The 23,796-nt window shown below is 70.2% G+C and carries 24 protein-coding genes and 1 pseudogene; 9 read left to right on the top strand and 16 right to left on the bottom strand.

The window, feature by feature from the left end; all coding sequences use genetic code 11:
* Positions 1-36 precede the first annotated feature (36 nt).
* The 8 genes and pseudogenes from DEI96_RS12095 to DEI96_RS12060 form a co-directional block, all read right to left on the bottom strand.
* Positions 37-1,890, bottom strand: coding sequence for an ABC transporter ATP-binding protein (locus DEI96_RS12095; protein WP_071404991.1), 1,854 nt, complete (start codon positions 1,888-1,890; stop codon positions 37-39).
* Positions 1,891-1,897: 7 nt separating this feature from the next.
* Positions 1,898-2,113, bottom strand: a complete 216-nt coding sequence (locus tag DEI96_RS12090) for a hypothetical protein (protein ID WP_027466417.1) — start codon at positions 2,111-2,113, stop codon at positions 1,898-1,900.
* Between the two features lie 143 nt (positions 2,114-2,256).
* Complete coding sequence (locus tag DEI96_RS12085) at positions 2,257-3,636, bottom strand: MFS transporter (protein ID WP_111022292.1); 1,380 nt, start codon at positions 3,634-3,636, stop codon at positions 2,257-2,259.
* Between the two features lie 222 nt (positions 3,637-3,858).
* Positions 3,859-4,488, bottom strand: a pseudogene (gene ribA / locus DEI96_RS12080) (GTP cyclohydrolase II); the annotation flags it as partial.
* A 29-nt stretch (positions 4,489-4,517) separates the two neighbouring features.
* Positions 4,518-5,618: a bifunctional diaminohydroxyphosphoribosylaminopyrimidine deaminase/5-amino-6-(5-phosphoribosylamino)uracil reductase RibD gene (gene ribD / locus DEI96_RS12075; protein WP_258372693.1), complete on the bottom strand. Its 1,101-nt coding sequence runs from the start codon at positions 5,616-5,618 to the stop codon at positions 4,518-4,520.
* A 91-nt stretch (positions 5,619-5,709) separates the two neighbouring features.
* Positions 5,710-6,264, bottom strand: a complete 555-nt coding sequence (locus tag DEI96_RS12070) for a GNAT family N-acetyltransferase (RefSeq protein ID WP_181440436.1) — start codon at positions 6,262-6,264, stop codon at positions 5,710-5,712.
* A gap of 2 nt (positions 6,265-6,266) precedes the next feature.
* Positions 6,267-7,277, bottom strand: a complete 1,011-nt coding sequence (gene trpS, locus DEI96_RS12065) for a tryptophan--tRNA ligase (RefSeq protein WP_111022295.1) — start codon at positions 7,275-7,277, stop codon at positions 6,267-6,269.
* Between the two features lie 41 nt (positions 7,278-7,318).
* On the bottom strand, positions 7,319-8,161 hold the full coding sequence (locus DEI96_RS12060) for an exodeoxyribonuclease III (RefSeq protein WP_110863349.1): 843 nt from the start codon (positions 8,159-8,161) through the stop codon (positions 7,319-7,321).
* A gap of 52 nt (positions 8,162-8,213) precedes the next feature.
* On the opposite strand from DEI96_RS12060, the gene DEI96_RS12055 reads away from it, so the two are divergent.
* A complete protein-coding gene (locus tag DEI96_RS12055; RefSeq protein WP_111022296.1) occupies positions 8,214-8,555 on the top strand; it encodes a hypothetical protein in 342 nt (113 codons plus the stop codon).
* A 92-nt stretch (positions 8,556-8,647) separates the two neighbouring features.
* Here the strand turns inward: DEI96_RS12055 and DEI96_RS12050 are convergent, their stop codons facing one another.
* Positions 8,648-8,920 (bottom strand): HPr family phosphocarrier protein, encoded by a 273-nt coding sequence (locus tag DEI96_RS12050; protein WP_022905912.1) that lies wholly within the window; start codon positions 8,918-8,920, stop codon positions 8,648-8,650.
* Between the two features lie 69 nt (positions 8,921-8,989).
* Entirely contained in the window at positions 8,990-9,760 is a 771-nt protein-coding gene (locus DEI96_RS12045) for a DeoR/GlpR family DNA-binding transcription regulator (protein ID WP_111022297.1), read from the bottom strand.
* Between the two features lie 251 nt (positions 9,761-10,011).
* Between DEI96_RS12045 and ptsP the strand changes: the two genes are divergently transcribed.
* From ptsP to DEI96_RS12005, 8 genes are all read left to right on the top strand, one after another.
* On the top strand, positions 10,012-11,670 hold the full coding sequence (gene ptsP, locus DEI96_RS12040) for a phosphoenolpyruvate--protein phosphotransferase (RefSeq protein WP_111022298.1): 1,659 nt from the start codon (positions 10,012-10,014) through the stop codon (positions 11,668-11,670).
* A gap of 68 nt (positions 11,671-11,738) precedes the next feature.
* Positions 11,739-13,295, top strand: a complete 1,557-nt coding sequence (locus DEI96_RS12035; protein ID WP_181440437.1) for a PTS mannitol transporter subunit IIBC — start codon at positions 11,739-11,741, stop codon at positions 13,293-13,295.
* 88 nt (positions 13,296-13,383) lie between these two features.
* Positions 13,384-13,821 (top strand): PTS mannitol transporter subunit IIA, encoded by a 438-nt coding sequence (locus DEI96_RS12030; RefSeq protein WP_071244331.1) that lies wholly within the window; start codon positions 13,384-13,386, stop codon positions 13,819-13,821.
* Positions 13,818-14,975: a mannitol-1-phosphate 5-dehydrogenase gene (locus tag DEI96_RS12025; RefSeq protein ID WP_111022300.1), complete on the top strand. Its 1,158-nt coding sequence runs from the start codon at positions 13,818-13,820 to the stop codon at positions 14,973-14,975. Before DEI96_RS12030 ends, DEI96_RS12025 begins: the two co-directional genes overlap by 4 nt.
* A gap of 114 nt (positions 14,976-15,089) precedes the next feature.
* The gene (locus DEI96_RS12020; RefSeq protein WP_111022301.1) at positions 15,090-16,022 is read left to right on the top strand and encodes an NADP-dependent oxidoreductase; all 933 of its coding nucleotides are present in this window, start codon (positions 15,090-15,092) and stop codon (positions 16,020-16,022) included.
* Between the two features lie 102 nt (positions 16,023-16,124).
* Entirely contained in the window at positions 16,125-16,676 is a 552-nt protein-coding gene (locus tag DEI96_RS12015; protein ID WP_111022302.1) for a DUF805 domain-containing protein, read from the top strand.
* Between the two features lie 82 nt (positions 16,677-16,758).
* Complete coding sequence (locus DEI96_RS12010) at positions 16,759-17,343, top strand: DUF805 domain-containing protein (RefSeq protein WP_111022303.1); 585 nt, start codon at positions 16,759-16,761, stop codon at positions 17,341-17,343.
* Entirely contained in the window at positions 17,340-18,062 is a 723-nt protein-coding gene (locus DEI96_RS12005; RefSeq protein ID WP_181440438.1) for a DUF805 domain-containing protein, read from the top strand. The genes DEI96_RS12010 and DEI96_RS12005 overlap by 4 nt, the downstream gene beginning before the upstream one ends.
* A 67-nt stretch (positions 18,063-18,129) precedes the next feature.
* Here the strand turns inward: DEI96_RS12005 and DEI96_RS12000 are convergent, their stop codons facing one another.
* The 6 genes from DEI96_RS12000 to DEI96_RS11975 all read right to left on the bottom strand — a co-directional run bounded on the left by DEI96_RS12000 (position 18,130) and on the right by DEI96_RS11975 (position 23,662).
* Positions 18,130-18,771, bottom strand: a complete 642-nt coding sequence (locus tag DEI96_RS12000) for a TNT domain-containing protein (RefSeq protein ID WP_111022304.1) — start codon at positions 18,769-18,771, stop codon at positions 18,130-18,132.
* A gap of 51 nt (positions 18,772-18,822) precedes the next feature.
* Positions 18,823-19,596, bottom strand: a complete 774-nt coding sequence (locus DEI96_RS11995; RefSeq protein WP_017888736.1) for a succinate dehydrogenase iron-sulfur subunit — start codon at positions 19,594-19,596, stop codon at positions 18,823-18,825.
* A gap of 1 nt (position 19,597) precedes the next feature.
* The gene (gene sdhA, locus DEI96_RS11990) at positions 19,598-21,391 is read right to left on the bottom strand and encodes a succinate dehydrogenase flavoprotein subunit (RefSeq protein ID WP_027466445.1); all 1,794 of its coding nucleotides are present in this window, start codon (positions 21,389-21,391) and stop codon (positions 19,598-19,600) included.
* A 49-nt stretch (positions 21,392-21,440) separates the two neighbouring features.
* The gene (gene sdhD, locus DEI96_RS11985; RefSeq protein WP_027466446.1) at positions 21,441-21,887 is read right to left on the bottom strand and encodes a succinate dehydrogenase, hydrophobic membrane anchor protein; all 447 of its coding nucleotides are present in this window, start codon (positions 21,885-21,887) and stop codon (positions 21,441-21,443) included.
* Between the two features lie 11 nt (positions 21,888-21,898).
* Positions 21,899-22,348, bottom strand: a complete 450-nt coding sequence (sdhC, locus tag DEI96_RS11980) for a succinate dehydrogenase, cytochrome b556 subunit (RefSeq protein ID WP_017888739.1) — start codon at positions 22,346-22,348, stop codon at positions 21,899-21,901.
* A 78-nt stretch (positions 22,349-22,426) separates the two neighbouring features.
* A complete protein-coding gene (locus tag DEI96_RS11975; protein WP_231495703.1) occupies positions 22,427-23,662 on the bottom strand; it encodes a glycosyltransferase family 4 protein in 1,236 nt (411 codons plus the stop codon).
* Positions 23,663-23,796: the final 134 nt, after the last annotated feature.

The raw sequence follows: 23,796 nt of genomic DNA, 5'->3' as shown, positions 1-23,796 counted from the left end.
ACGGTACGGCCGCGGTACTCGCGGCCGTACCGTCGATCACACCAGCAGCTGGTGCTTCGCCAGGTCGCGGTAGAGCGGCGTCGACTCCACGAGCTCGGAGTGCGTGCCGCTGCCGACGACGCGGCCGTGCTCGAGCACGACGATCACGTCGGAGTCGACCACCGTCGACAACCGGTGGGCGATCACGAGCAGGGTGCGGTCCTCGGCGACGGCGTCGATCGCGAGCCGCATCTTCTGCTCGTTGACCCCGTCGAGTGACGACGTCGACTCGTCGAGCAGCAGGATCGGGGGAGCGGCGAGCAGCGCGCGGGCGATGGCCAGGCGCTGCCGTTCCCCGCCGGAGAGCATCACGCCGTCCTCACCGACCTGCGCGTCGAGACCGCGGGGGTCGCGGTGCAGGACCTCGCCGAGGTTGACCGCCTCGAGCACCCGGACGCAGTCGTCCTCGGTGGCGTTCGGCGACCCGAGCAGCAGGTTGGCGCGGATCGTGCCGGCGAGGACGGGTGCGTCCTGCTCGACGTAGCCGATCTGAGCCCGGAGTTCGTCGCGGTCCATGCCGCGCACGTCGATGCCGCCCAGGCGGATCACGCCGTCGGTGGGGTCGTAGAACCGCTCGATCAGTGCCAGGGTCGTCGACTTGCCGGCTCCGGACGGACCCACGAGTGCGACGCGCGACCCACGCGGCACCCGGAACGACACGTCGTGGAGCACCACGTCGTCAGCTGGGCGCTCGTCGTCGACGCGATCCGGGCCTCCTGGGCGGTCCGCGGGGTCGGACGCGACCGCGCCGTCGGCACCCGAGGCATCCGCCTGGGCGCGGTACCGGAACGAGACGTGCTCGAACGCGATGGCGTCGTCGGTGGCGACCGCTGCGGCGGGCCGGACCGACTCGTCGTCCTGGGACTCCGTCGGCAGGTGCAGGATCTCCTCGATCCGGCCGAGCGCGCCGAGCGCCTGGGCGACGGCCACGGCCGCGCCCATCGCCTGGCCGAGCGGCATGATCATCATGAAGAGCAGCAGGATGAACGTGATGAGCGTCGCGATGGTGATCGTGCCGGCCGCGACCTGTGCCCCGCCGACGCCCAGGACGGCGATGAACGCGACCTGCATGACGATGCTCGCGACGGGGACGACGAAGGCGGACATCTTGGCGATGTCGAGGCCGCGCTTGTACGCCTCGGTCGCGTGGCCGTCGACCTCGCGCACCTCGCGTTCGGTGGCGCCGGCTGCTCGGATGGTGCGGACGGCGCCGATCCCGCGTTCGACGGCCGCGGTGAGGTCGCCGACCTTCTCCTGTGCACGCTTCGAAGCGACCCGGATGCGGCGGCTCAGCCCGCCGACGACGACGATGGCGATCAGGACGATCACGATCACGATGCCGAGCAGCAGCGGGTCGATGATCGCCATCGCGATGATGGCGCCGATGAACGTGAGCGCGCCGCCGATCGACTCGATCAGCCCCTGGGTCAGGACGGCCCGCAGGAGCGTGGTGTCGCTGCCGACGCGGGACACCAGGTCGCCGGTGCGCCGCGTGTCGAACTCCGAGATCGGCAGGTTGAGGATGCGGGCGATGAGCTTGCGGCGGGTGGAGAGCACGACGCCCTCGCCCGCACGCTGCAGCAGGAAGTGCTGCACGCCGTTCAGCACCCCCGCGACGATGACGAGCCCGACCAGCAGCCACACGAGCGTGCTGAGGGTGTTGCCCTGCTGCACCGCGGTGATGACCTGGTTGACCAGGAGTGGCTGCGCAAGTGAGGCCCCCGCACCGAGGACGCTCAGCACGATGATCACGACCATCGCGGGCTTGTTCTCGAACAGGTAGGACAGCAGGCGACCGAACGTGGCGCGGGGGCCGTCGGAGGTCTTCGGGCGTGCGAAGGGGAAGCTCATCGTGTTCCTAGTTTCTGCCGTACTTCTTGTGCACTGCCTGTCGGCTGACACCGAGCAGCGTCGCGATCTCCTGCCACGAGGCGCCGGCGGTGCGGGCACGTCGCGCGGCGAGCTCTTCGGTCCGGTCGAGCTCACGGCGCAGCTCCCGCACGTTGGCGAGGGCGGAGAACGGGTCGTCCCCTGATGCTCCGGCCGCGAGGCTCGTGATGGTCGGTCGGTCCATGCCTGTCAACCTACATTGACGCACCGACATCCGTCAACCTGCGTTGACGGCGACTCGCACCGGGCAGTGGGGTCGCCGCCATGACGGACGGGAGGCCCGGTGCCAGCTGGCACCGGGCCTCCCGTCCGTCAGGTGGTCGCCGATCAGGCGTTGGCGATGTCCTTCGACTTCGTCTCACGCACGAAGAACAGCGCGACCAGCGTCACGACCGCGGCGATCGTCAGGTACAGGCCGACGAGGAAGATGTCGCCGTCCGGCTTCCAGAGCGCCAGCGCGATGGTCGGGGCGAGTGACGCACCGAGGATCGACGCGACGTTGTACGCGATGGCCGAGCCGGTGTACCGGACGTTCGTCGGGAACAGCTCGGGCAGCAGCGCACCCATCGGACCGAACGTCAGCCCCATCAGCGAGAGCCCGACGATGAGGAACGTCACCACGGTGATCGGGCCGCTCGACGCAGCGAACCAGAACTGGAACGTCAGACCGAACAGCGCGATGCCGATCGTGGTCGGGATGAGGGTCTTGCGGCGGCCGAACTTGTCGGCGAGCAGCCCCGCGATCGGGGTGAAGATGCCGAAGAACACGACGCCGATCATGAGCAGGGTCAGGAACTCGCCACGGGTGTACCCGAGACCGATCTTCGGCACGAGCGCGCTGTTCTCGGTGCCGGTCGTGCCGTACTGCAGGGTGAACGTCGTCAGGAAGTAGAAGAGCACGTACGTGGCGACCATGCCGAAGGTGCCGACGATGACGGCCTTCCACGAGGTGCGGAACACCCGGCCGAGCGGGACCTTTGCGACCGTGCCCGATTCCTGCACGCCGCGGAACACCGGCGACTCGACGAGCTTGAAGCGCACGTAGAGACCGACGATGACGAGCACGGCGGAGAGCAGGAACGGGATGCGCCAGCCCCACGCCTGGAAATCGGCGTTCGGCGTGCCGTCGGCACCGGCGGGCATCGCCGCGTTGATCGCGATGAACAGGCCGTTGGCGAGCAGGAAGCCGATCGGGGCGCCGAGCTGCGGCATCGATCCGAACACGCCGCGCTTGCCCTTCGGCGCGTTCTCGGTCGCGAGCAGGGCCGCACCGGACCACTCGCCGCCGAGTCCGACACCCTGGGCGAAGCGCATCACGGCGAGCAGGACCGGGGCCCAGACACCGATGGTGTCGAACGTCGGCAGGCAGCCGATCAGGAACGTGGCGGTGCCCATCACGAGCAGCGACGCGACGAGGGTGGTCTTGCGGCCGATCCGGTCACCGAAGTGCCCGAAGATGATCGACCCGACCGGCCGGGCGAAGAACGCCAGGGCGAAGGTGACGAAGGACGACAGCTGCGATGCCGTCGGGTCCTCGTTCGGGAAGAACAGCGTCGGGAAGACGAGCACCGCAGCGGTCGCGTAGACGTAGAAGTCGTAGAACTCGATCGACGTGCCGACGAGGCTCGCGATGACGACGCGGGAGCGCGGGTTGCCGGCGGGCGCCGGAGCGGAGGTGGGGGTTGCGGGTGCCGGGGCGGCGGTCATGACAGTGCGGGGTCTTCCGTGCTGCGTACTCCCGACGGGGAGCACGAGGATCCGAAACGGCGGACACCGATCGGTTCGCGCGGGGTGGCGCGGGCACCGATCGGGTGCGTTCGGCTGAGGGGGGGGACCGCTTGTGACGGAAGCCCGATCATACGACAGATGTCGTCTGCCTGCGAATCAGCCCAGAGTCAGCTGGCCGCAGCGTCTGCCGCCTGCGCGCGCTCAGGCGCCCGCGCCGGCGCCCGCTTCGAGGTGCTCGGGCAGCTGGTGGCCCATCCGGTCGCGCTTGGTGTCGAGGTAACCGGCGTTCTGCGCCGAGATGCCGACGACGAGCGGCACGAGGGAGTCGACGGTGATGCCGTGCTCCTCGAGCTGGCGGCGCTTCTCCGGGTTGTTCGACAGCAGCCGGACCCGGGTGATGCCGAGGTCGGCGAGGATGCCCGCGGCGCCGCCGTAGGCGCGGGAGTCGGCGGGCAGGCCGAGCGCGAGGTTGGCGTCGAGGGTGTCGAGACCGTCCTCCTGCAGGCGGTAGGCCTTGAGCTTGTTGATGAGGCCGATGCCGCGGCCCTCTTGCCCGCGCAGGTAGATGACCACGCCGCCCTCGGCCGCGATCGTGTCGAGCGCGGCGTCGAGCTGGGGGCCGCACTCGCACTTCAGCGAGCCGAAGGCCTCACCGGTCAGGCACTCGGAGTGCACCCGGACGAGTGCGCCGTCGGTGGGCATCGAGCCGTCCGGCAGGGTGCCGATGATCGCGACGTGCTCCGCGCTCGTCACGAGGTCGCGGTAGGCGCGCATCTGGAAGGTGCCGTGGGTGGTCGGCACGTTCGTCGACACCTCGAACTTGACCGGGCTCCCCGGCGTGGGGGAGGTCAGCGCATCGGTCATGGGGTGCTCCGGTCGTTCGTGGGCCCGTCGTTCCCGAGCCCGGGTGTCGCGTCGTGCTGCTGCTGGCGGTCGTGCTGGTGCTGGTGCTGGTGCTGGTTCTGGTGCTGCGGATGCTGCGGCCGGGCCCGGACCAGCAGGTCGGGGCCGAGGCTGGTGGTCGATAGTACGTCCAACCGCCGACGGTCGGAGATGCTTCCCACCCCCAGGTCGTCGAGGGCGACACGGGGGCCGCCGAGCAGCACCGGTGCGATGTACACCAGGTACTCGTCGACGAGTCCGGCGGCGATGAGCGCCGAGGCGACCGTGGGGCCACCCTCGACGAACACCGAGTGCACCCCGTGCCCGCGCAGTGCACCGAGCGAGGTGGCCAGGTCGTGTCCGGGCAGGGTGACGAACCCCCGCGGGTGCCGACGGACGGCGGCGTCGACCGGTACGGGACGGTCACCGAGCACCACGGCGAGCGGCTGGTCGGCGAGCAGTTCGCCGGCGTCCCCGCGCGCGGTCAGGCTCGGGTCGTCGGCCAGGACGGTGCCGGTGCCGACGAGGATCGCGTCGTGGGCTGCGCGCTGTTCGTGCACGTGCTGGCGTGCGGCGGCGCCGGTGATCCACTTGCTCGTGCCGTCGGCAGCGGCGGCGCGCCCGTCCAGGCTGGACGCCCACTTCACGGTGACCCACGGTCGGCCGAGCCGGACCGAGAGCAGCCACCGTTCGAGGAACGCCTCGGCCTGGTCGGCCAGGACCCCCGAGACGACCTGGACCCCGGCGGCACGGAGTCGGTCGGCGCCGCCGTGCACGTCGGCGCCGGGATCGTCGATCGCGTACACGACCCGGGCGATCCCGGCGTCGAGCAGGGCCACGGCGCACGGCCCGGTGCGGCCGACGTGGTTGCAGGGTTCGAGGGTGACGACCGCCGTGGCACCGCGCAGCAGTGCCGGGTCGACCTTGGCCATCGCGTCGACCTCTGCGTGCGGTGTGCCGGCGCCCTTGTGCCAACCCTCGGCGAGGACCTCACCGGTGGGGGAGAGGATCACGGCGCCGACGCGGGCGTGGTCGCCGACGACGGGCCCGAGGGCCGCGAGTTCGAGCCCGCGGCGCATCGCCCGGACCTCGGTGGGTCGTGCCGTGTCGCTCACGGGCCGAGCCTACCGGCGGCGGTTGGGTGACACGTCACCACGGATGTGAGCGCGTTCAGGCGACGGGCCAGGGGAGTTCGGAGGCTGGCGTGCCGTCGGCGCGTCGCAGTGCCGTCCACGCCGTGGTCGGGCCGCCGTCCCGGTCCGGCACCCGTGCTGCGCCCAGGCCCGTGTACGAGAACCCGGCCGCACGGGCGACCGCTGCCGAGGCGGCGTTGCCTTCGTAGCACTCCCAGTAGACGTCCGGCGCACCCTGCTCGAACGCCCAGTCGACGACGAGCCGGACGGCGTCGTGCATGAGTCCGGCACTGCGCGCGGACGGTGCGAGCCAGAACCCGAGGTCACGGCCGGCGGTGCGGTAGCTGATGATGCCCACGAGCCACGTCGAACCGGCCGGTCGGATCGCCCACGTGTACTCGCGGTCCGATGCCCACCCCGGTCCGACCAGGGCGTCGACGAAGGTCCGCGCGTCCTGCTCGCGGTACGGCGTCGGCACCGTCGTCCACCGGACGATCTCCGGGTCCTGGCAGGCCTCGGTGATCGCCGCGGTGTCGGCGCGGGTGGGCAGGTCGAGCCGGACCCGCGCGGACTCGAGCGTGACGGGCTGCACGGTCAGCCGCGCGACCGCGGGACGAAGCCGATGCGGTCGTAGACGCGGGCCAGGGTCTCCTGCGCGATCGACTCGGCGCGGTCGGCGCCGACGGCGAGCAGCCGGTCGAGCTCCGCCGGGTCGTCGAGCAGTTCGAGCGTGCGGGCGCGGACCGGTTCGAGCTCGGCCACGACGGCGTCGGCGACCTCGCCCTTCAGGTCGCCGTAGCCCTTGCCGGCGAACGACTCCTCGAGCGCGGCGATCGAGGTGCCGGTGAACGCCGACAGGATCGACAGCAGGTTCGTCACACCGGGCTTCGTTTGGCGGTCGGCCCGGATCTCCCGCTCGGCGTCGGTGACGGCCGACTTGATCTTCTTCGCGGTGCGCTTCGGGTCGTCGAGCAGGCGGATGAGGCCGTTGTCCGACGCTGCGGACTTGCTCATCTTGCTGGTCGGGTCCTGCAGGTCGTAGATGCGCGCGGTCTCGGTCAGGATCCGTGCCTCGGGCGTGACGAAGGTGTCACCGAACCGCGAGTTGAAGCGTCCGGCCAGGTCGCGGGTGAGCTCGACGTGCTGTCGCTGGTCGTCGCCGACCGGCACGACCCTGGTGTCGTAGAGCAGGATGTCCGCGGCCATCAGGATCGGGTAGGTGAAGAGCCCGACCGACGCGGCCTCGGCGCCCTGGCGTGCCGACTTGTCCTTGAACTGGGTCATCCGGCTCGCCTCGCCGAAGCCGGTCAGGGTGTTCAGCACCCAGGCGAGCTCGGCGTGCGCGGGGACGTGCGACTGCACGAACAGCGTCGCCTTGGACGGGTCGATGCCCGACGCGATGTACTGCGCAGCGGTGGCCCGGGTGTTCGCGCGGAGCTCGGCCGGGTCCTGGGGCGAGGTGATGGCGTGCATGTCGACGACGCAGTAGATGGCGTCGTAGTCGTCGAGCAGGGTCCTCCACTGCATGAGCGCCCCGACGTAGTTGCCGAGGTGCAGCGATCCGGCGGACGGCTGGATGCCCGAGAAGATGCGGGTCTTGGTCATGGTGGTGCTCCGGTGCGTCAGGTGAAGCGAGAGAAGAGGGGTCAGAGTTCGTAGTCGACGACCACGGGGGCGTGGTCGGACCATCGCTGGTCGTACGCCGCGGCGCGGTCGACCGTGTACTCCGTGACCTTGGCAGCCAGGTCGGGCGTCGCCATCTGGTAGTCGATGCGCCAACCGGTGTCGTTGTCGAACGCCTGCCCGCGCCACGACCACCACGTGAACGGGCCGTCGACGTCGCCGGCCTGGGCGCGACCCACGTCGACCCATCCGAGCCCGGGGCCCGTGGAGCCGTCGGCACCCTCGACCGGTTCGCCGTCGGCGCCGAAGAACCGCGAGAAGTAGGCACGCTCGCGCGGCAGGAAGCCGGCTCGCTTGACGTTGCCCTTCCAGTTCTTGATGTCGCGCTCGTCGTGCCCGACGTTCAGGTCACCGACGACGACCGCGAGCGGGTTGTGCGCCCGGAGTGCCGGCAGCCGCTCGGTCATGGCGTCGAGGAACTTCCACTTCTCGTCCTGCTTCGGGGTGTCGACCTCGCCCGAGTGCACGTAGGTGGAGACGACGGTGACGGTCGTGCCACCGATCTCGTAGTCGGCCTCGAGCCAACGGCCGGCCGAGTCGAAGTCGTCCGGGCCGAGCGCGACGCGGTGGATCTGAGCGGAGTGTCGGGATGCGATCGCGACGCCGGCCCGGCCCTTCGCGGTCGCCGGGTCGTGCACGATGTCCCACTCGTCGCCGAGCAGCGCCGCCAGGTCGTCGCTCGACGCGCGCACCTCCTGCAGGGCCAGCACGTCGACGTCGCGGGTGGCGAGCCAGTCGCCCATGCCCTTGCGGAACGCGGCGCGGACGCCGTTCACGTTGACGGATGCGAGGCGCAGGCGTGTCATGCAGAACACCTTATCGGCGGGCGCCGACAGCCCTCGGTCGTACGATCTGCCCATGACCGTCGTGATGACCGTCGGCGAGCTGCTCGCCGCGTTCCGACCCGTGGCAGCGCAGATGCTCCGTCCGGACGAGTTCCGCTCAGCCCGCTTCTGGGTGAGCCCGCACGGGGACTGGGAACTCGACCACGAGGAGGACGAACTCATCGACGGCTCGATGAGCGTCGTCTGGGAGATCGGGGGCGAGACCCAGGGGACGAGGAGCCTCGTCGAGGACGTCGACGACCTGCCCGGACTCCTCCAGGACCTCGCCGACGACCTGCAGGACTTCATCGCCGAGAGCTCCTTCGCCTGGGGCGAGCTGCGCGCGATCCCGCCCATCCCGCTGAGCGGGCCGTAGCGGCGACCGGACGACGGACGGGAGGCCCGTGGCTGCGCAGCCACGGGCCTCCCGTCCGTCTGGTGGTCGCGTGCAGGACGCGACCTGCGCGATCAGGCCGCGTCGTGGTCCGTCTTCAGGAACTCGACCAGGCTGTCCGCGGTGGTCTCGGCGTCGTCGCCCGAGACGGTGAGGGTGACCTCGTCGCCGTTCTCGATGCCGAGCCCGAGCAGGGCGAGGATGCTGCCGGCGTTCCCGGACTTGTCGCCCTTGGCGATCGTGACCTGGTGCCCCGACGCCGTCACGGTCTGGACGAAGAGGGATGCGGGGCGAGCGTGCAGGCCGGATGCGCTGGCGACGGTCACGGTGCGGGTGGCTTCGGACATCGATGTACTCCTGTCGATGGGTGGTTGGCTCATGCTAGCGAGCACTGGGTGGGCGGGAACGGGGCACGGTCAGGGTCGGCCGGGCCAGAAGACCTCGGTGCCGGCGGCCTCGACCTCGCGGACCAGGTCGAGGTTGACGGCGGGGTCGGTGATGATCGTGTCGATCGCGGCGAGCGGGGCGACGCGACCGAACTCCTCGCGGCCGAACTTGGTGTGGTCGGCGAGCAGGATGCTCCGTCGGGCGGACTTGATCATCGCGCTCTTCACGGCGGCCTCGGCCATGTTGTGGGTCGTCAGGCCGCGCTCCGGTGTGATGCCGTTGATGCTGATGAAGGCGACGTCGACGCTGACCATGCCGATGAGCTGGTGCGTCCAGGTGCCGACGCCGGCCAGGGAGTCGCTGCGGATGTTGCCGCCGAGCAGGTGCAGGTCGATGCCCGGGCGGTTCGCGACGGCGGTGGCGACGGGCAGCGAGTGCGTGACGACGGTCAGCCCGCGGTCGGTCGGCAGCAGCTCGGCCAGGCAGATGGTCGAGGTGCCGGCGTCGATCATGATCGAGCCGTTCTCGGGCAGTTCCGCCAGGGCGGCCTCGGCGATGACCATCTTCTCGGTCTGGTTGATGCCGCCACGGTCGCCGACGCCGGGGTGCAGGGTGATCCGCTCGACGGGGATCGCACCGCCGTGCGCGCGACGGACGAGACCGCGGCGTTCCAGGCTCGTCAGGTCGCGGCGGATGGTCTCGGGCGTGACGGCGAGCAACTCGGCCAGCTCCTTGACGTCCACCCGGCCCTGCGCGCGCGCCTGCTCGACGATGCGCTGGTGGCGTTCTGGTGCGTACATCGGACCTCGTCGTCTCGGGTCGGAACGGAACGGACATGCTCGGGCACGACATCCGCGATGTCGTCCCGTGCGTTCGATCCGCCAGACGCAAACGGGCATCTGTTTCTGCATTTTTATCCCCGGATGTGTTTGTTTGTCAACGCGAAGCGGGGTAGTGTGCTGATCAGCCGCACGGGCGTGGTCTGTTCCCGTGTCGTGTGCACCGAACGATCCACCCCACCGCAAGCGCGTGTGAGATGAAGGAGTCTCGAATGTCCGAACTGCTCGGCACCGGCGTCGGCCGTGGCGTTGCCCACGGCCCCGTGCTCCGGATGGCTGACCCGCTCGGCGAACCGTCGAAGGACGCCCTGGTGGGCTCGGCGGACGACGCGAAGCAGGCCGTGCACGACGCACTGGCCGCCGTGGCGGACGACCTCAACAAGCGCGGACAGCTCGCCGGTGGCGACGCCCAGGCCGTGCTCGAGGCCCAGGCGCTCATGGCGCAGGACCCGACGCTCCTCGACGACGTGCACACCCGCATCGACGGTGGCACCAACGCCGAGCGCGCCGTGTACGAGGCGTTCGCCCAGTTCCGCGACCTGCTCGTCGGCATGGGCGGCTACATGGGGGAGCGCGCGGCCGACCTCGACGACGTCGCCCAGCGCATCATCGCCAAGCTCCGTGGCGTGCACGCCCCCGGCGTCCCCGAGTCGGACACCCCCTTCGTCCTCGTCGCCCGCGACCTCGCCCCGGCGGACACCGCGCTGCTCGACCTCGAGAAGGTCCTGGCGCTCGTCACCCGTGACGGTGGCCCGACCTCGCACACCGCGATCCTCGCCCGTGCCAAGGGCATCACCGCCATCGTCGGCGTGACCGGCGCGGACGACCTGATCGACGGCCAGTCCGTCGTCGTGGACGCCATCGCCGGCACGGTCGTCACCGACCCCGACGCCGCACTGGTCGCGGACGTCGAGCGCCGCATCGCCGACCGTCTCGCCGCCGCGGCCGCACCGCTCACCGCCGGTGCCCTCGCCGACGGCCACGTCGTGCCCCTGCTCGCGAACCTCGGCAGCCCCGCCGACGCCGCCGGCGCCGTTGCTCTCGGTGCGGAGGGCGTGGGGCTCTTCCGCACCGAGTTCCTCTTCCTCGACTCGCCGAAGGCCCCCACGGTCGACGAGCAGACCGAGTCGTACCGCCAGCTCCTCGCGGCGTTCCCCGGCAAGAAGGTCGTCGTGCGCGCGCTCGACGCCGGCGCCGACAAGCCCCTGCCCTTCCTCACCGACAAGGACGAGGAGAACCCGGCCCTCGGGCGCCGCGGTCTCCGTGCCCTGCGGAACCACCCCGAGGTCCTGCGCGACCAGCTCACCGCGCTCGCCCAGGCCGACGCCGCGACCGAGGCCGACCTGTGGGTCATGGCCCCGATGGTCGCCGACGCCGAGGAGACCGAGTACTTCGTCACCCTGGCCCGTGAACTCGGCATCCGCACCGCGGGTGTCATGGCCGAGGTGCCGTCGCTCGCGCTGATGGCCGAGCAGGTGTTCCAGAACGCCGACTTCGTGTCGATCGGCACGAACGACCTGACCCAGTACACGATGGCCGCCGACCGCATGCTCGGCACCGTCGCGTCGTACCAGGACCCGTGGCACCCCGCCGTCCTGCGCCTCGTCGCGCAGCTCGGCTCCGCGGGCGCCACCGCCGGCAAGGCCGTCGGGATCTGCGGCGAGGCAGCAGCCGACCCGCTGCTCGCCGTCGTCCTGGTCGGCCTCGGCGCCACCACCCTCTCCATGACTCCCGCGGCCCTGGCCGACGTGCGCGCCGAACTCGGTCGCTACACGCTCGAACAGGCCCGCGAGATGGCGACAGCGGCACTCGCCGCGAGCACGGCGGCGGCCGCGAAGTCCGCTGCCGCGTCCGCGGTGCACGCCGCCTGACCCACCACCCCCAGCACCACCCCTCCCAGCACCACGCAGCAGCTCCACCACACAGAAAGTCACCGCACATGACAACGTCGTCCGTTGCAGCGCCCGACGCACCCGCGAAGTCGCGGGGCGGCGGACGCGTCGCCGTTCAGAAGTTCGGCACGTTCCTCTCCGGCATGGTCATGCCCAACATCGCGATCTTCATCGCGTGGGGCATCATCACGGCCTTCTTCATCGAGACCGGCTGGACGCCCGTCGGCGTCCTCGGCGGGTTCGGTGAGACGGCCGGCGTCGCCAACCCCGGCCTCGTCGGCCCGATCCTGACCTACCTGATCCCGCTCGCGATCGCCATCCAGGGCGGCCGGATGGTCTACGACACCCGCGGTGCGGTCGTCGGTTCGATCATGACCATGGGCGTCATCATCGGTGCCAACGGCACGACGATGATCCTCGGCGCGATGATCTGCGGGCCGCTCGGTGCCTACCTGATCAAGCAGATCGACAAGATCTGGGACGGCAAGATCAAGCCCGGCTTCGAGATGCTCGTCAACAACTACGCGGCCGGGATCCTGGGCTTCGCCCTCGCGATGGTCGGCTTCTTCTGGCTCGCGCCGCTGTTCAAGCTCATCGCCGAAGGCCTCGGTGACATGGTGGACTTCCTCGTGCAGCACTCCCTCCTGCCGATCGCCAGCGTCATCATCGAGCCGGCCAAGGTGTTCTTCCTGAACAACGCCATCAACCACGGTGTGCTCGACCAGCTCGGGGCCGACCAGGTGAAGGAGTCGGGCAAGAGCATCCTGTTCCTGCTCGAGGCGAACCCCGGCCCCGGCCTCGGTCTGCTGCTGGCCTTCACCTTCTTCGGTGTCGGCATCGCCCGCTCGACCGCTCCCGGCGCGATCATCATCCAGTTCTTCGGTGGCATCCACGAGATCTACTTCCCGTACGTGCTGCAGAAGCCGATCCTGTTCATCGCCGTCATCCTCGGTGGTGCCACGGGTGTCGCCACGAACGTCGCGTTCCAGTCCGGCCTCGTCGCCCCGGCGTCGCCCGGCTCGATCTTCGCGGTGCTCGGCGCCACGGAGCGCAACAGCTTCCTCGGCGTGATCCTGTCGGTCATCCTGTCCGCCGCGGTGTCGTTCGCGGTCTCGTCCTTCTTCCTCCTCGCCAGCCGCAAGCGCGACCTGGCGAACGGTGGCGGTGACATGAGCGCCGCGATGGCGAAGCTCCAGGCGAACAAGGGCCGCGACGTCAACTCGGCGACCGCCGGCCTGCTCGGCAACAACTACCCGGCCAACGAGGAAGAGGCCGAGGCCTCCCTCGGCGGCGTCGGCTCGGCGAGCACGGCGACGGCGACGAAGGTCCAGAACCTGGTCTTCGCCTGCGACGCCGGCATGGGCTCGAGTGCGATGGGCGCCAGCGTCCTGCGCAACAAGATCAAGAAGGCGGGCATCGAAGGGGTCACGGTCTCCAACAAGGCGATCGCGAACCTGTCCGGTGACGAGGACCTGATCATCACGCAGGAAGAACTGACGGACCGCGCGAAGCAGAAGAACCCGAACGCGCAGCACGTGTCGGTCGGCAACTTCATGAACGCTCCGCAGTACGACCAGGTCGTCGAGCAGCTGAAGAACCAGTAACGCCACAACCAGTAACGAAGTGCAGTATCGGAGGGGACGGGGCTGACCCGTCCCCTCCATCTCGTCCTCAACACAAGGAGAACCCCCGATGCCCGTCCTGCAGGAGAGCCAGATCCGCATCCACACCGAGGACACCGCGCCGACCAAGTCGGAAGCGATGAAGGAGGCGGCCGAGATCCTCGAAGCTGCGGGCGCGGTCACGGCCGACTACTACCCGGCCATGCTCGAGCGTGAGAAGAGCGTGTCCACCTACATGGGCAACTTCCTCGCCATCCCGCACGGCACCAACGACGCGAAGGACGCCATCAAGTCGTCCGCCCTGTCGTTCATCCGCTACGCCAGCCCGATCGACTGGGACGGCAACCCCGTGCGCTTCGTCGTCGGCATCGCCGGCGTGAACAACGAGCACCTCGACATCCTGTCGAAGATCGCGATCGTGTTCTCCGACGAGGACGAGGTCCAGAAGCTCACCGACGCCGCCGACACCGCCGCGATCCTCTCGATCCTCGGCGAGGTCAACGAGTGAGCACCAGCACCGCCGTCCACTTCGGCGCCGGCAACATCGGCCGCGGCTTCGTCGGGCTCCTGCTCCACGAGGCCGGGTACGAGGTCGTCTTCGCCGACGTCGCCGCCCCGCTCATCGATGCCCTGGCCGCAGCCGACTCGTACACCGTGCACGAGGTCGGGGCCGGCGCCCAGGACCACGAGGTCACGAACTTCCGCGCGCTGAACAGCGCCCAGGACGAGGACGGCATGGTCGCCGAGATCGCGAAGGCCGCGATCGTCACGTGCGCCGTCGGCCCGAACGTCCTGAAGTTCATCGCCCCGGTCATCGCCCGCGCGCTCGTCGCCCGCGACGCGGACGCCGCACCGATCGCCGTCATGGCGTGCGAGAACGCCCTCAACGCCACGGACCGCCTGCGCGAGTTCATCGTCGCCGCCCTGCCCGAGGACGGCCGCGACGCCGCCCTGGCCAAGGCCGTCTTCGCGAACACCGCCGTCGACCGCATCGTGCCCGCGCAGCCCGAGGGTGGCGGACTCGACGTGACCGTCGAGACCTACTTCGAGTGGGCCATCGACCGCACGCCGTTCGGTGGAAACGAGCCGGAGATCCCCGGCGCGCACTACGTCGACGGCCTCGCGGCGTCGATCGAGCGCAAGCTCTTCACCGTGAACACCGGGCACGCCACCGTCGCGTACCACGGCTTCGTCGCCGGGGCCGACAAGATCTCGGACGCCATCGCGATCCCCGCCGTGCGCTCCGAGCTCGAGTCCGTGCTCGCCGAGACGAGCGACCTGCTCATCCGCCGGCACGAGCTCGACCCCGAGGTGCACCGCGCGTACGTGCAGGCGATCATCGGCCGGTTCGAGAACCCGCACCTGCCCGACACGGTGACCCGCGTCGGCCGCCAGCCGCTCCGCAAGCTGTCGCGTGACGAGCGGTTCGTCTCGCCCGCCGCCGCACTGGCCGAGGACGGTACCGAGCCGACCGCGCTCCTCGACGCGATGGCCGCGGCGCTCCGCTTCGACGTCGCGGACGACGAGCAGAGCGTCGAGCTGCAGGCGCTGTTGGCATCGGACGCGTCCGACGCGGACGTGGCCACGCAGATCACCGGTCTCGCCGCGGAGCACCCGCTGCACGCCGCGTTCACCGAGCGGATCCGGTCCGCGCGCGCCTGAGGACGTCCGCAAGGACGGCTTGACGACGTCCGCACGGACCGGACGGGAGGCCCGTCACCAGCTGGTGACGGGCCTCCCGTCCGTTCCGGGGTCGCGACGCGTACCGTCGCCCGCATGACGAAGCACTGGGTGGCCCCACGGTTCGGCGGCAGCGAAGTCCTGGAGTACGTCGACACCGAGGTGCCGGCACCCAGCACCGGCGAGGTCACGATCGCCGTCCGCGCCGCCGGCATGAACCCCGCAGACACCAAGCACACCCGCCAGGGCGACCCCGCTGACCTGCCGATCGCCGTCGGGTACGAGGTCGCGGGCGTGCTGTCCGCAGTCGGCCCCGACACCGAGATCGCGTCCGGCGGGGGAACGGTCGACGACGAGGTCCTCGCCTTCCGCGTCATCGGCGGCTGGGCCGAGTCGGTCACGGTGCCCGCGGCCGACGTCTTCGCGAAGCCCGCTTCGCTCGGCTTCCCGGAGGCCGCCAACCTGCTCCTCGCCGGCTCGACCGCCGCCGACATGCTCCGCGTCACCCGCGCTGAGGGGCGCGACACCGTCCTGGTGCACGGCGCCTCGGGCGCGGTCGGCGTCAGCCTGCTCCAGCAGCTGCGGCTGCTCGGCACCCGCGTCATCGGCACCGCGTCGGAGCGTGGTGCGGACGTCGTCCGACGCTTCGGTGGCGAGTGGGTCGCGTACGGCGACGGCCTGGAGGCGCGTGTCCGTGATCTCGCACTTTCCGGCATCGACGTGGCACTGGACTGCGTGGGTACCGACGAGGCCGTCGACGTCTCGCTCGCGTTGGTCGCGGACCGGTCACGGATCGTGACGATCGCCGCGCAGGCGCGGGCCGCATCAGACGGCATCGCCGCGGTGGGCGGCGCGCAGCCGGCGAGCAAGGCCTTCCGTGACTCGGTGCGGCAGCGGCTCATCGACCTCGCGGGTGCCGGACAGCTCGAGGTCCCGGTGGCGCGGACCTTCCCGCTGGCGGAGGCGAAGGCGGCGGCGGAGCTGCTGGAGTCCGGGCACCCCGGGGGCAAGCTCGCGCTCCTGCCCTGACAGCATCGTCGGACAGGAGTCGTTCCCGCGGATGACGCTCGCCGGCTCGGGGGAGTGCCACACTCTGTGTGGACCGACAGCCGCGCCGGAAGGAACCCACCGATGAGCGACCAGTACCCACCACGGGACCCGTACGGGCAGCAGCAGGGTCAGTACGGACAGCAACCGTGGGGGCAGCAGCCTCCGGGGCAGCAGCCTCCGGGGCAGTACCGGCAGCCCGGTCCGGGTCGGCCGAGTGGTGGGAGGTCCGAGCCGCCGCTCTGGGCACCCTGGTACGGCATCCCCTTCCCCCAGGCGTTCTTGCGCTTCTGGAAGAAGTACGTGCGCTTCGACGGTCGGGCCAGTCAGTCGGAGTACTGGTTCTGGGCGCTCTGGTACCTGATCGGTTCGGCTGCCGCGGGCATCATCGGCAGCGGGTTCGACGTGCTGCCGTTCGTCGACGACGGCTCAGACGGACTCGGCAGTCTCTGGAGCCTGGCCTGCGCACTCGGGTTCATCGCGTTGACCGTGCGACGGCTGCACGACGTCAACCTCAGCGGCCTGCTCGCCCTGTTGTTCATCATCCCGCCGATCGGCATCCTGTTCTCGTTGATCATCGGCCTGATGTCGTCGAACCCGCAGGGGCAGCAGTACGACCGTCCGCTGCAGGGGTGACGCGCGGTACCGGTCCTGACCGCCGCTCGGGAGTTCTGGTTGACTCAGACGCGACCATCAGCCGACACTCGAGGGGGACCACGTGAGCGACCAGTACCCGCAGGATCCGAACAACCAGCCGAACGCCCAGTTCGGTGGCGCGCCGCAGTACGGCGGCGCACCGCAGTACGGCCAGCAGCCGCCGACCGGACCGAATGGTGAACCGCCGCTCTGGGCGCCGTGGTACGGGATCTCGTTCGGCAAGGCCGTCGGCCGCTTCTTCAAGAAGTACGCCACGTTCAGCGGTCGTGCCAGCCGGAGCGAGTTCTGGTGGTGGTACCTCGCCAACGCGATCGTGGTCATCGTCCTCAGCATCCTGTACGGCATCGGTATCGGCACCTCGGAGCGCTCGACCGTGTCGATGTCGACCGCGACGTCCACCAGCGTCCAGTCGACCGTCACCGAGCCGTCGGCGCTGTTCGTCATCTCGGGCATCCTGTTCCTGCTCTGGGGACTCGCGATCATCATCCCGACGCTCGCCCTCGGCTGGCGCCGCCTGCACGACGCGAACCTCCCCGGTGCGCTGTGGATCATCGCGATCTTCGTCGGCATCGTCGGCATCGTCTTCGGCCTGCTGCCCTCGAACCCGCAGGGCGCGCGGTACGACCGCCCCATCTCGAGCCGATGAGCAACGACGGGACGCCCCAGTGGGGCCAGCCCGGCGGCGATCAGCAGCAGGGACAGCAGGGGGACGGCGCGCAGCCCGGGTACGGTCAGCAGCCGGGTTACGGGCAGCAGCCGGGTTACGGGCAGCAGCCTGGGTACGGGCAGCAGCCTGGGTACGGGCAGCAGCCCGGCTACGGACAGCAGCCGTACCAGCAGTACGCCCAGCCGTACGTCGGTGGGTACCCGCAGCTGGCGGAGCCGATACCGCTCGGCCCGGACGGCGTTCCGCCGCTCTGGGCCCCCTGGTACGGCATCGGGTTCCTCGACGCGTTCCTCCGGTTCTTCAAGAAGTACGCCCGCTTCGACGGCCGTGCCGGTCGCAGTGAGTACTGGTACTGGTTCCTGGCCAACGCCATCGTCACGATCGTGCTCTACGGGGGCTTCATCGCCCTGCTGATCGCCACCAGCCCGTCGACCACGGTCGTGGACGACTACGGGTACTCGCGCGACGTGTCGGGGGCGCCCTCACCGCTCGCCTTCGTGCTGCTCGGGCTCTTCGGGCTCTGGTGGCTCGCCACCCTTGTGCCGAACCTGGCACTCGCGTGGCGCCGGCTCCACGACGCGAACCTGCCGGGCCCGCTCTGGCTCGTGTCGCTCATCGCGAGCCCCGCAGCCATCGTGTTCGGCTGCCTGCCGTCGAACCCGGCCGGTGCGCGGTACGACCGCCCCGACCTGCGGTAGCTCCACGAACGAGAACAGCCCGCCCCACGCATCGAGCGCGGGGCGGGCTGTTCGTGTATCGGTGGGCTCAGACGACCCGGAGGCGGACGAGCGCGCCGTCGACCACCAGGTCACGCACGGTGGCCGACGGGTCGGCGATCTGGAAGCGCAGGGCGCCACCCGGCTGCTCGAACCACGGCTGGACGAAGCGGACGTTCACCAGGAACGGCCGGTCGACGACGTAGCGGTGGGTCTCCGGCGAGGAGGTCACGTGCGGGGGCAGTGACCGGCTGGGCAGCGGGGTGTCGAGCGGGTGCAGCAGGTAGCCGTCCGGGCCACCGATGCGGTCGACGGGGACACCGGCCGGGATCTGGATGGTCAGCCCCTGCTCGCCGGCCTGCGCGACCTGCTGCGCGAGCTGCGGGTAGGTCGACGCCGCGCGGTCGCGGAGCCCCTCGATCTCGTGCCGGGGGATGTCACGCGGCTCCGGGAACGGACGGTTCAGGAACCGGCGCAGCATCTCGACCGCGTCGTCCTCGCCCGTGGCCTGCGCGAGACGACGAGCCGTGCCGTAGTCGACGACCTCGAGCGCGTAGCCGGAGGCGTCGGTCTGGACGATGCGGAGCGCCCCCTCGACCGGCGGTTCGTGCAGGGTCTCGCCGGGGAGCTGCACGTACCGGGTCGTGTAGCCGAGCTGGTCGAGGATGGGGCGGGTGTCCGCGAACGTCATGGTCGGGAGCCTATCGGTCGACGTGGTGCTGGGCCTTGGACGGAGCCGGGACTACGCCCGGCCGCGCATGATCGCCTGCTTGACCTCGGAGATCGCCTTCGTCACCTGGATGCCGCGGGGGCACGCGTCGGTGCAGTTGAAGGTCGTGCGGCAGCGCCAGACGCCTTCCTTGTCGTTGAGGATGTCGAGACGGACGTTCGCGGCGTCGTCGCGGGAGTCGAAGATGAAGCGGTGTGCGTTCACGATCGCGGCGGGGCCGAAGTACTGCCCGTCGGTCCAGAACACCGGGCAGGACGACGTGCACGCGGCGCAGAGGATGCACTTCGTGGTGTCGTCGAAGCGGGCGCGGTCGGCGACGGACTGCACACGCTCCTTGCCGGGCGTCGGGGCCGACGAGGACTGCAGGAACGGCTGCACCTCGCGGTAGCTCTGGAAGAAGGGCTCCATGTCGACGACGAGGTCCTTCTCGAGCGGCAGGCCCTTGATCGCCTCGACGTAGATCGGCTTCGAGACGTCGAGGTCCTTGATCAGGGTCTTGCACGCCAGGCGGTTGCGACCGTTGATGCGCATCGCGTCGGAACCACACACGCCGTGTGCGCACGAGCGGCGGAAGGTCAGGGACCCGTCCTGCTCCCACTTGATCTTGTGCAGGGCGTCGAGGATGCGGTCGGTCGGCAGCATCATGACGTCGAAGTCCTGCCAGCGCGGCTCGTCGTCGACGTCGGGGTCGAAGCGACGGACGATGACCGTGACGGAGAAGGATCCGGGAGGGGCGTCCTGCACGGTGTCGGTGCGGGGTGCCTCGGAGACCAGGGTGTCGGTCATCTCAGTACTTCCTCTCCATCGGCTGGTACCGCGTGATGACGACGGGCTTCCAGTCGAGCGTGATGTGGTCGTCGGCGAGTGACGAGTGCGGGTCGCCCGTCAGGTACGCCATGGTGTGCTGCATGTAGTTCTCGTCGTCGCGCTTCGGGTAGTCGTCGCGCATGTGGCCGCCGCGGCTCTCCTTGCGGTTGCGCGCGGAGTAGACGACGACCTCGGCCAGGTCGAGCAGGAACCCGAGTTCAACAGCTTCGAGCAGGTCGGTGTTGAACCGCTTGCCCTTGTCCTGCACGGAGACCTGCATGAAGCGGTTGCGGAGCGTGTGCAGCGTCTCGGTGACACGGGCGAGCGACTCGTCCGTGCGGAACACCTGGGCGTTCTTGTCCATCTCCTCCTGCAGTTCCTTGCGGAGGGCGGAGACGCGCTCGGTGCCGGTCGAGGCACGGAGCTGGTCGAGCATGCCGCGGACGCCGGCCGCCGGGTCTTCCGGCAGGGGGAGGAACTCGGCGGTCTGGACCCACTCGGCAGCGTTGTTGCCCGAGCGCTTGCCGAAGACGTTGATGTCGAGCAGCGAGTTGGTGCCGAGGCGGTTGGAGCCGTGCACGGAGACGCAGGCGCACTCGCCGGCGGCGTACAGGCCGGGGACGACGGTGGTGTTGTCGTACAGGACCTCGGCCTTGACGTTCGTCGGGATCCCGCCCATCGCGTAGTGCGCGGTCGGCATGACGGGCACCGGCTCGACGACCGGGTCGACGCCGAGGTACGTGCGGGCGAACTCGGTGATGTCCGGCAGCTTCGTCTCGAGGACCTCGGCGCCCAGGTGCGTGCAGTCGAGCAGCACGTAGTCCTTGTTCGGACCGGCGCCGCGACCTTCGGCCACTTCCTGCACCATGCAGCGCGCGACGATGTCACGCGGTGCGAGGTCCTTGATGGTGGGGGCGTACCGCTCCATGAAGCGCTCACCCGAGGCGTTCCGGAGGATCGCGCCCTCGCCGCGGGCGCCCTCGGTCAGCAGGATGCCGAGCCCGGCGAGCCCGGTCGGGTGGAACTGGAAGAACTCCATGTCCTCGAGCGGCAGGCCCTTGCGCCAGACGATGCCGACGCCGTCGCCGGTCAGGGTGTGCGCGTTCGAGGTGGTCTTGTACATCTTGCCGAAGCCGCCGGTCGCGAAGATCATCGCCTTGGCGTGGAAGACGTGCAGCTCACCGGTCGCGAGCTCGAACGCGACGACGCCGGCCGGCTGCTGGCGGGTGACACCGTCGTCACCGACGACGTCGACCATGATGAGGTCGAGCGCGTAGAACTCGTTGTAGAACTCGACGCCGAGCTTCACGCAGTTCTGGAACAGCGTCTGCAGGATCATGTGGCCGGTGCGGTCTGCTGCGTAGCAGGCCCGGCGGACCGGGGACTTGCCGTGGTCGCGGGTGTGGCCACCGAAACGGCGCTGGTCGATCTTGCCCTCGGGCGTGCGGTTGAACGGCAGGCCCATGTTCTCGAGGTCGATGACGGCGTCGATCGCCTCTTTCGCGAGGATCTCGGCGGCGTCCTGGTCGACCAGGTAGTCGCCGCCCTTGATCGTGTCGAAGGTGTGCCACTCCCACGAGTCCTCTTCGACGTTCGCGAGGGCCGCGGCCATCCCGCCCTGCGCCGCACCGGTGTGCGACCGGGTGGGGTAGAGCTTCGAGATGACGGCCGTCTTCGCCTTCGGGCCGGCTTCGATCGCGGCTCGCATGCCCGCGCCTCCGGCGCCGATGATGACGATGTCGAACTGGTGGTGGTGGACGGTGGTCTCGGTCACAGGGGTCTTTCCGTAGACGGTGGGAACGCGGGCAGCAACGGTGGTGGTGCTACTGCGCCGGGCAGAAGGACGGCAGGTCGGCGGCAGCGGCGCCGGCGGGGCACGGGTCGAAGGTCCAGCAGACGAGGAGCCCGAGGACGATCAGCACGACGCAGGCGGCCAGGATCGCGACCAGGAGCGTCTTCCGGATGCCCGGCTTCGACACGTAGTCGTTGACGATCGTGCGCATGCCGTTCGAGCCGTGGATGAGGGCGAGGACCAGCATGAGCGAGTCCCAGACCTGCCAGAAGGGGTTGGCCCACTTGCCGGCGACGAAGGCGAAGTCGATCTGCTTGACGCCCTCGCCCGCCACCATGTTGACGAAGAGGTGGCCGAAGATCAGCACGACGAGCAGCACGCCCGAGGCGCGCATGTAGATCCAGCCCCACTTCTCCCAGTTGGTGGTGCTGCGGGCGGCCGCGGCCGAGCGGGGAGGTTCGACGATCTGTGTGGTCATCTTCGTGCCCCTCAGTTGAAGTCCGCGACGAGGTTCATGAGCTGGCGGGGCAGGAAGCCCGCGATCGCCACCGCCCACAGGACCATGACGATCCAGAACATGGCCCGCTGGTACTTCGGGCCCTTCGACCAGAAGTCGATCAGGATGATCCGCAGGCCGTTGAAGGCGTGGAACACGATGGCCATGACCAGCGCGATCTCGCCGAGGTTCATGATCGGGGTCTTGTACGTGCCGATGACCGCGTTGTACGCCTCTGGGGAGAGCCGCACGAGCGCCGTGTCGAGGATGTGCACGAGCAGGAAGAAGTAGATCGCGACGCCGGTGATGCGGTGGAGGACCCACGACCACATCCCGATCGAACCGCGGTAGAGCGTGCCCTGTGGCGTCCGAGAAGCCCGCGGGGCTTCGATCGAGACGTCGGGCACCGCGGTCGCCGTACCCCCGCCGGTGTGCTCAGCCATGAGCTCGTCCTTCCATAGGACGGGCTCGCCCGATCGGCGAGCCCTTGCCGTTCGTGTTCGTGTGGAACACGACCCATCCTATGCGCGGGCGCTGACCTTCTCGTCCCGACCTGCCCGGAGGCCCCGTCCGACGGGCGGCGCGCCGATGGTGCGGGCCGTGTCGTGGTGGTCGAGGAGCTGGTCGCCGACGGCCTCCCAGGTGGTGCCCTCGACCCGGAGCCGACCGGCGGAACCCATCCGCTCCGCCAGCGCGCGGTCGTGGTGCAGTCGCAGGACCGCGTGCCGCAGGGCCTGCGGGGCATCGGCGTCGTAGAGCTCGCCGTCGAGCCCCGGGGCGACCAGGTCGAGCGGGCCGCCGGACGCTGGCGCGATCACCGGCAGGCCGGAGGCGTGGGCCTCCTGCAGGGTCTGCCCGAAGGTCTCGGCCGGACCGGTGTGCACGAACAGGTCGAGCGCCGCGTACGCGTCGGCGAGGGCGTCGCCGCGCAGGGGGCCGGTGAAGGTGACGTCGAGGTGCCGGAGCCGACGTTCGAGCATCGCCCGCGACGGACCCCCTCCGGCCACGACGACCCGGATTCCGGGGACACCGCCGAGTTCGGCGAGCCGCTCGACCTCCTTCTCCGGGGCCAGGCGTCCGACGTAGCCGACGATGGTCTCGCCGTTCGGGGCCAGGCGGCGGCGGAGTGCCCGCACGTGCCCGGTCGACCGGCGCGCGGGGTGGAACAGCTCGGTGTCGACGCCGCGACCCCAGCGGGCGACGCGGGGCACGCCCTCCTCGGCGAGCATCGCGGCCGTCGCGCTCGACGGGGCGAGCGTCAGCGAGGCGCCGGCGTGGATGCGTCCGAGGATCTTCCGCACCAACGGGACGGTCGCGGTCAAGCCGTTGCGGCGGGCGAACCCGGCCACATCGGTCTGGAAGACGGCGACGGAGGGGATGCCGAGCCTCCCGGCCGCCGTGATCGCGCGCCCACCCAACAGGAACGGACTGGCGGCGTGGAGCACGTCGGCGCCGGAGGCGGCGAGGATCGTGTCGAGCACCGGGTGGGGGAGGGCCACCGGGAACTGGCGGTAGGCGACGGCGGGGATGCGGTGGACGTCGAAGGAGCGGTAGCGCTCGACGGCGCTCCGCGACCGGAACTGCGCGAGGCCGGGGGTGTCCGGGGCGATCACGACCGCGCGGTGACCCCGTCGTTCCAGGTGGTCGAGGACCGCCAGGACACTGGTGGTCACGCCGTTGAGGGTGGGCAGGAAGCTCTCGGTCACGACGGCGACGGTCCGGGGGGACGTGCCGCGCTCCACGCTGCGTGCGCTCATGGTGTTCCCCATGCTCCGGGCGTGACGTGACCCGGCGGGGCCGACGACGTGAACGGGACGCGCGCGCCGGGTGAACAACGCGACGCCCTCCGGTGCGGGCGCCGGACGGAGCCCTGCGGGAGCCCGCATGCGGG

The sequence above is a fragment of the Curtobacterium sp. MCLR17_031 genome (assembly GCF_003234775.2).
In the GTDB taxonomy this organism is placed as follows: Bacteria; Actinomycetota; Actinomycetes; order Actinomycetales; family Microbacteriaceae; genus Curtobacterium; species Curtobacterium flaccumfaciens.
Note: the sequence above shows the minus strand (reverse complement) of the source record. Positions and strands in the feature narration are given on the sequence as shown.

Bases quoted from the DNA above. Each gene is read 5' to 3' on its own strand.
- sdhC (WP_017888739.1), bottom strand. From the start codon at position 22,348: ATGGCTGAGCACACCGGCGGGGGTACGGCGACCGCGGTGCCCGACGTC.
- DEI96_RS12015 (WP_111022302.1), top strand. From the start codon at position 16,125: ATGAGCGACCAGTACCCACCACGGGACCCGTACGGGCAGCAGCAGGGT.
- DEI96_RS12000 (WP_111022304.1), bottom strand. From the start codon at position 18,771: ATGACGTTCGCGGACACCCGCCCCATCCTCGACCAGCTCGGCTACACG.
- DEI96_RS12095 (WP_071404991.1), bottom strand. From the start codon at position 1,890: ATGAGCTTCCCCTTCGCACGCCCGAAGACCTCCGACGGCCCCCGCGCC.
- ptsP (WP_111022298.1), top strand. From the start codon at position 10,012: ATGTCCGAACTGCTCGGCACCGGCGTCGGCCGTGGCGTTGCCCACGGC.
- DEI96_RS12005 (WP_181440438.1), top strand. From the start codon at position 17,340: ATGAGCAACGACGGGACGCCCCAGTGGGGCCAGCCCGGCGGCGATCAG.
- trpS (WP_111022295.1), bottom strand. From the start codon at position 7,277: ATGACCAAGACCCGCATCTTCTCGGGCATCCAGCCGTCCGCCGGATCG.
- DEI96_RS12060 (WP_110863349.1), bottom strand. From the start codon at position 8,161: ATGACACGCCTGCGCCTCGCATCCGTCAACGTGAACGGCGTCCGCGCC.
- sdhD (WP_027466446.1), bottom strand. From the start codon at position 21,887: ATGACCACACAGATCGTCGAACCTCCCCGCTCGGCCGCGGCCGCCCGC.
- DEI96_RS12055 (WP_111022296.1), top strand. From the start codon at position 8,214: ATGACCGTCGTGATGACCGTCGGCGAGCTGCTCGCCGCGTTCCGACCC.
- DEI96_RS12050 (WP_022905912.1), bottom strand. From the start codon at position 8,920: ATGTCCGAAGCCACCCGCACCGTGACCGTCGCCAGCGCATCCGGCCTG.
- ribD (WP_258372693.1), bottom strand. From the start codon at position 5,618: ATGCGCCGCGGGCTCGAACTCGCGGCCCTCGGGCCCGTCGTCGGCGAC.
- DEI96_RS12035 (WP_181440437.1), top strand. From the start codon at position 11,739: ATGACAACGTCGTCCGTTGCAGCGCCCGACGCACCCGCGAAGTCGCGG.
- DEI96_RS11975 (WP_231495703.1), bottom strand. From the start codon at position 23,662: ATGAGCGCACGCAGCGTGGAGCGCGGCACGTCCCCCCGGACCGTCGCC.
- DEI96_RS12085 (WP_111022292.1), bottom strand. From the start codon at position 3,636: ATGACCGCCGCCCCGGCACCCGCAACCCCCACCTCCGCTCCGGCGCCC.
- DEI96_RS12045 (WP_111022297.1), bottom strand. From the start codon at position 9,760: ATGTACGCACCAGAACGCCACCAGCGCATCGTCGAGCAGGCGCGCGCG.
- DEI96_RS12030 (WP_071244331.1), top strand. From the start codon at position 13,384: ATGCCCGTCCTGCAGGAGAGCCAGATCCGCATCCACACCGAGGACACC.
- DEI96_RS12020 (WP_111022301.1), top strand. From the start codon at position 15,090: ATGACGAAGCACTGGGTGGCCCCACGGTTCGGCGGCAGCGAAGTCCTG.
- DEI96_RS11995 (WP_017888736.1), bottom strand. From the start codon at position 19,596: ATGACCGACACCCTGGTCTCCGAGGCACCCCGCACCGACACCGTGCAG.
- DEI96_RS12090 (WP_027466417.1), bottom strand. From the start codon at position 2,113: ATGGACCGACCGACCATCACGAGCCTCGCGGCCGGAGCATCAGGGGAC.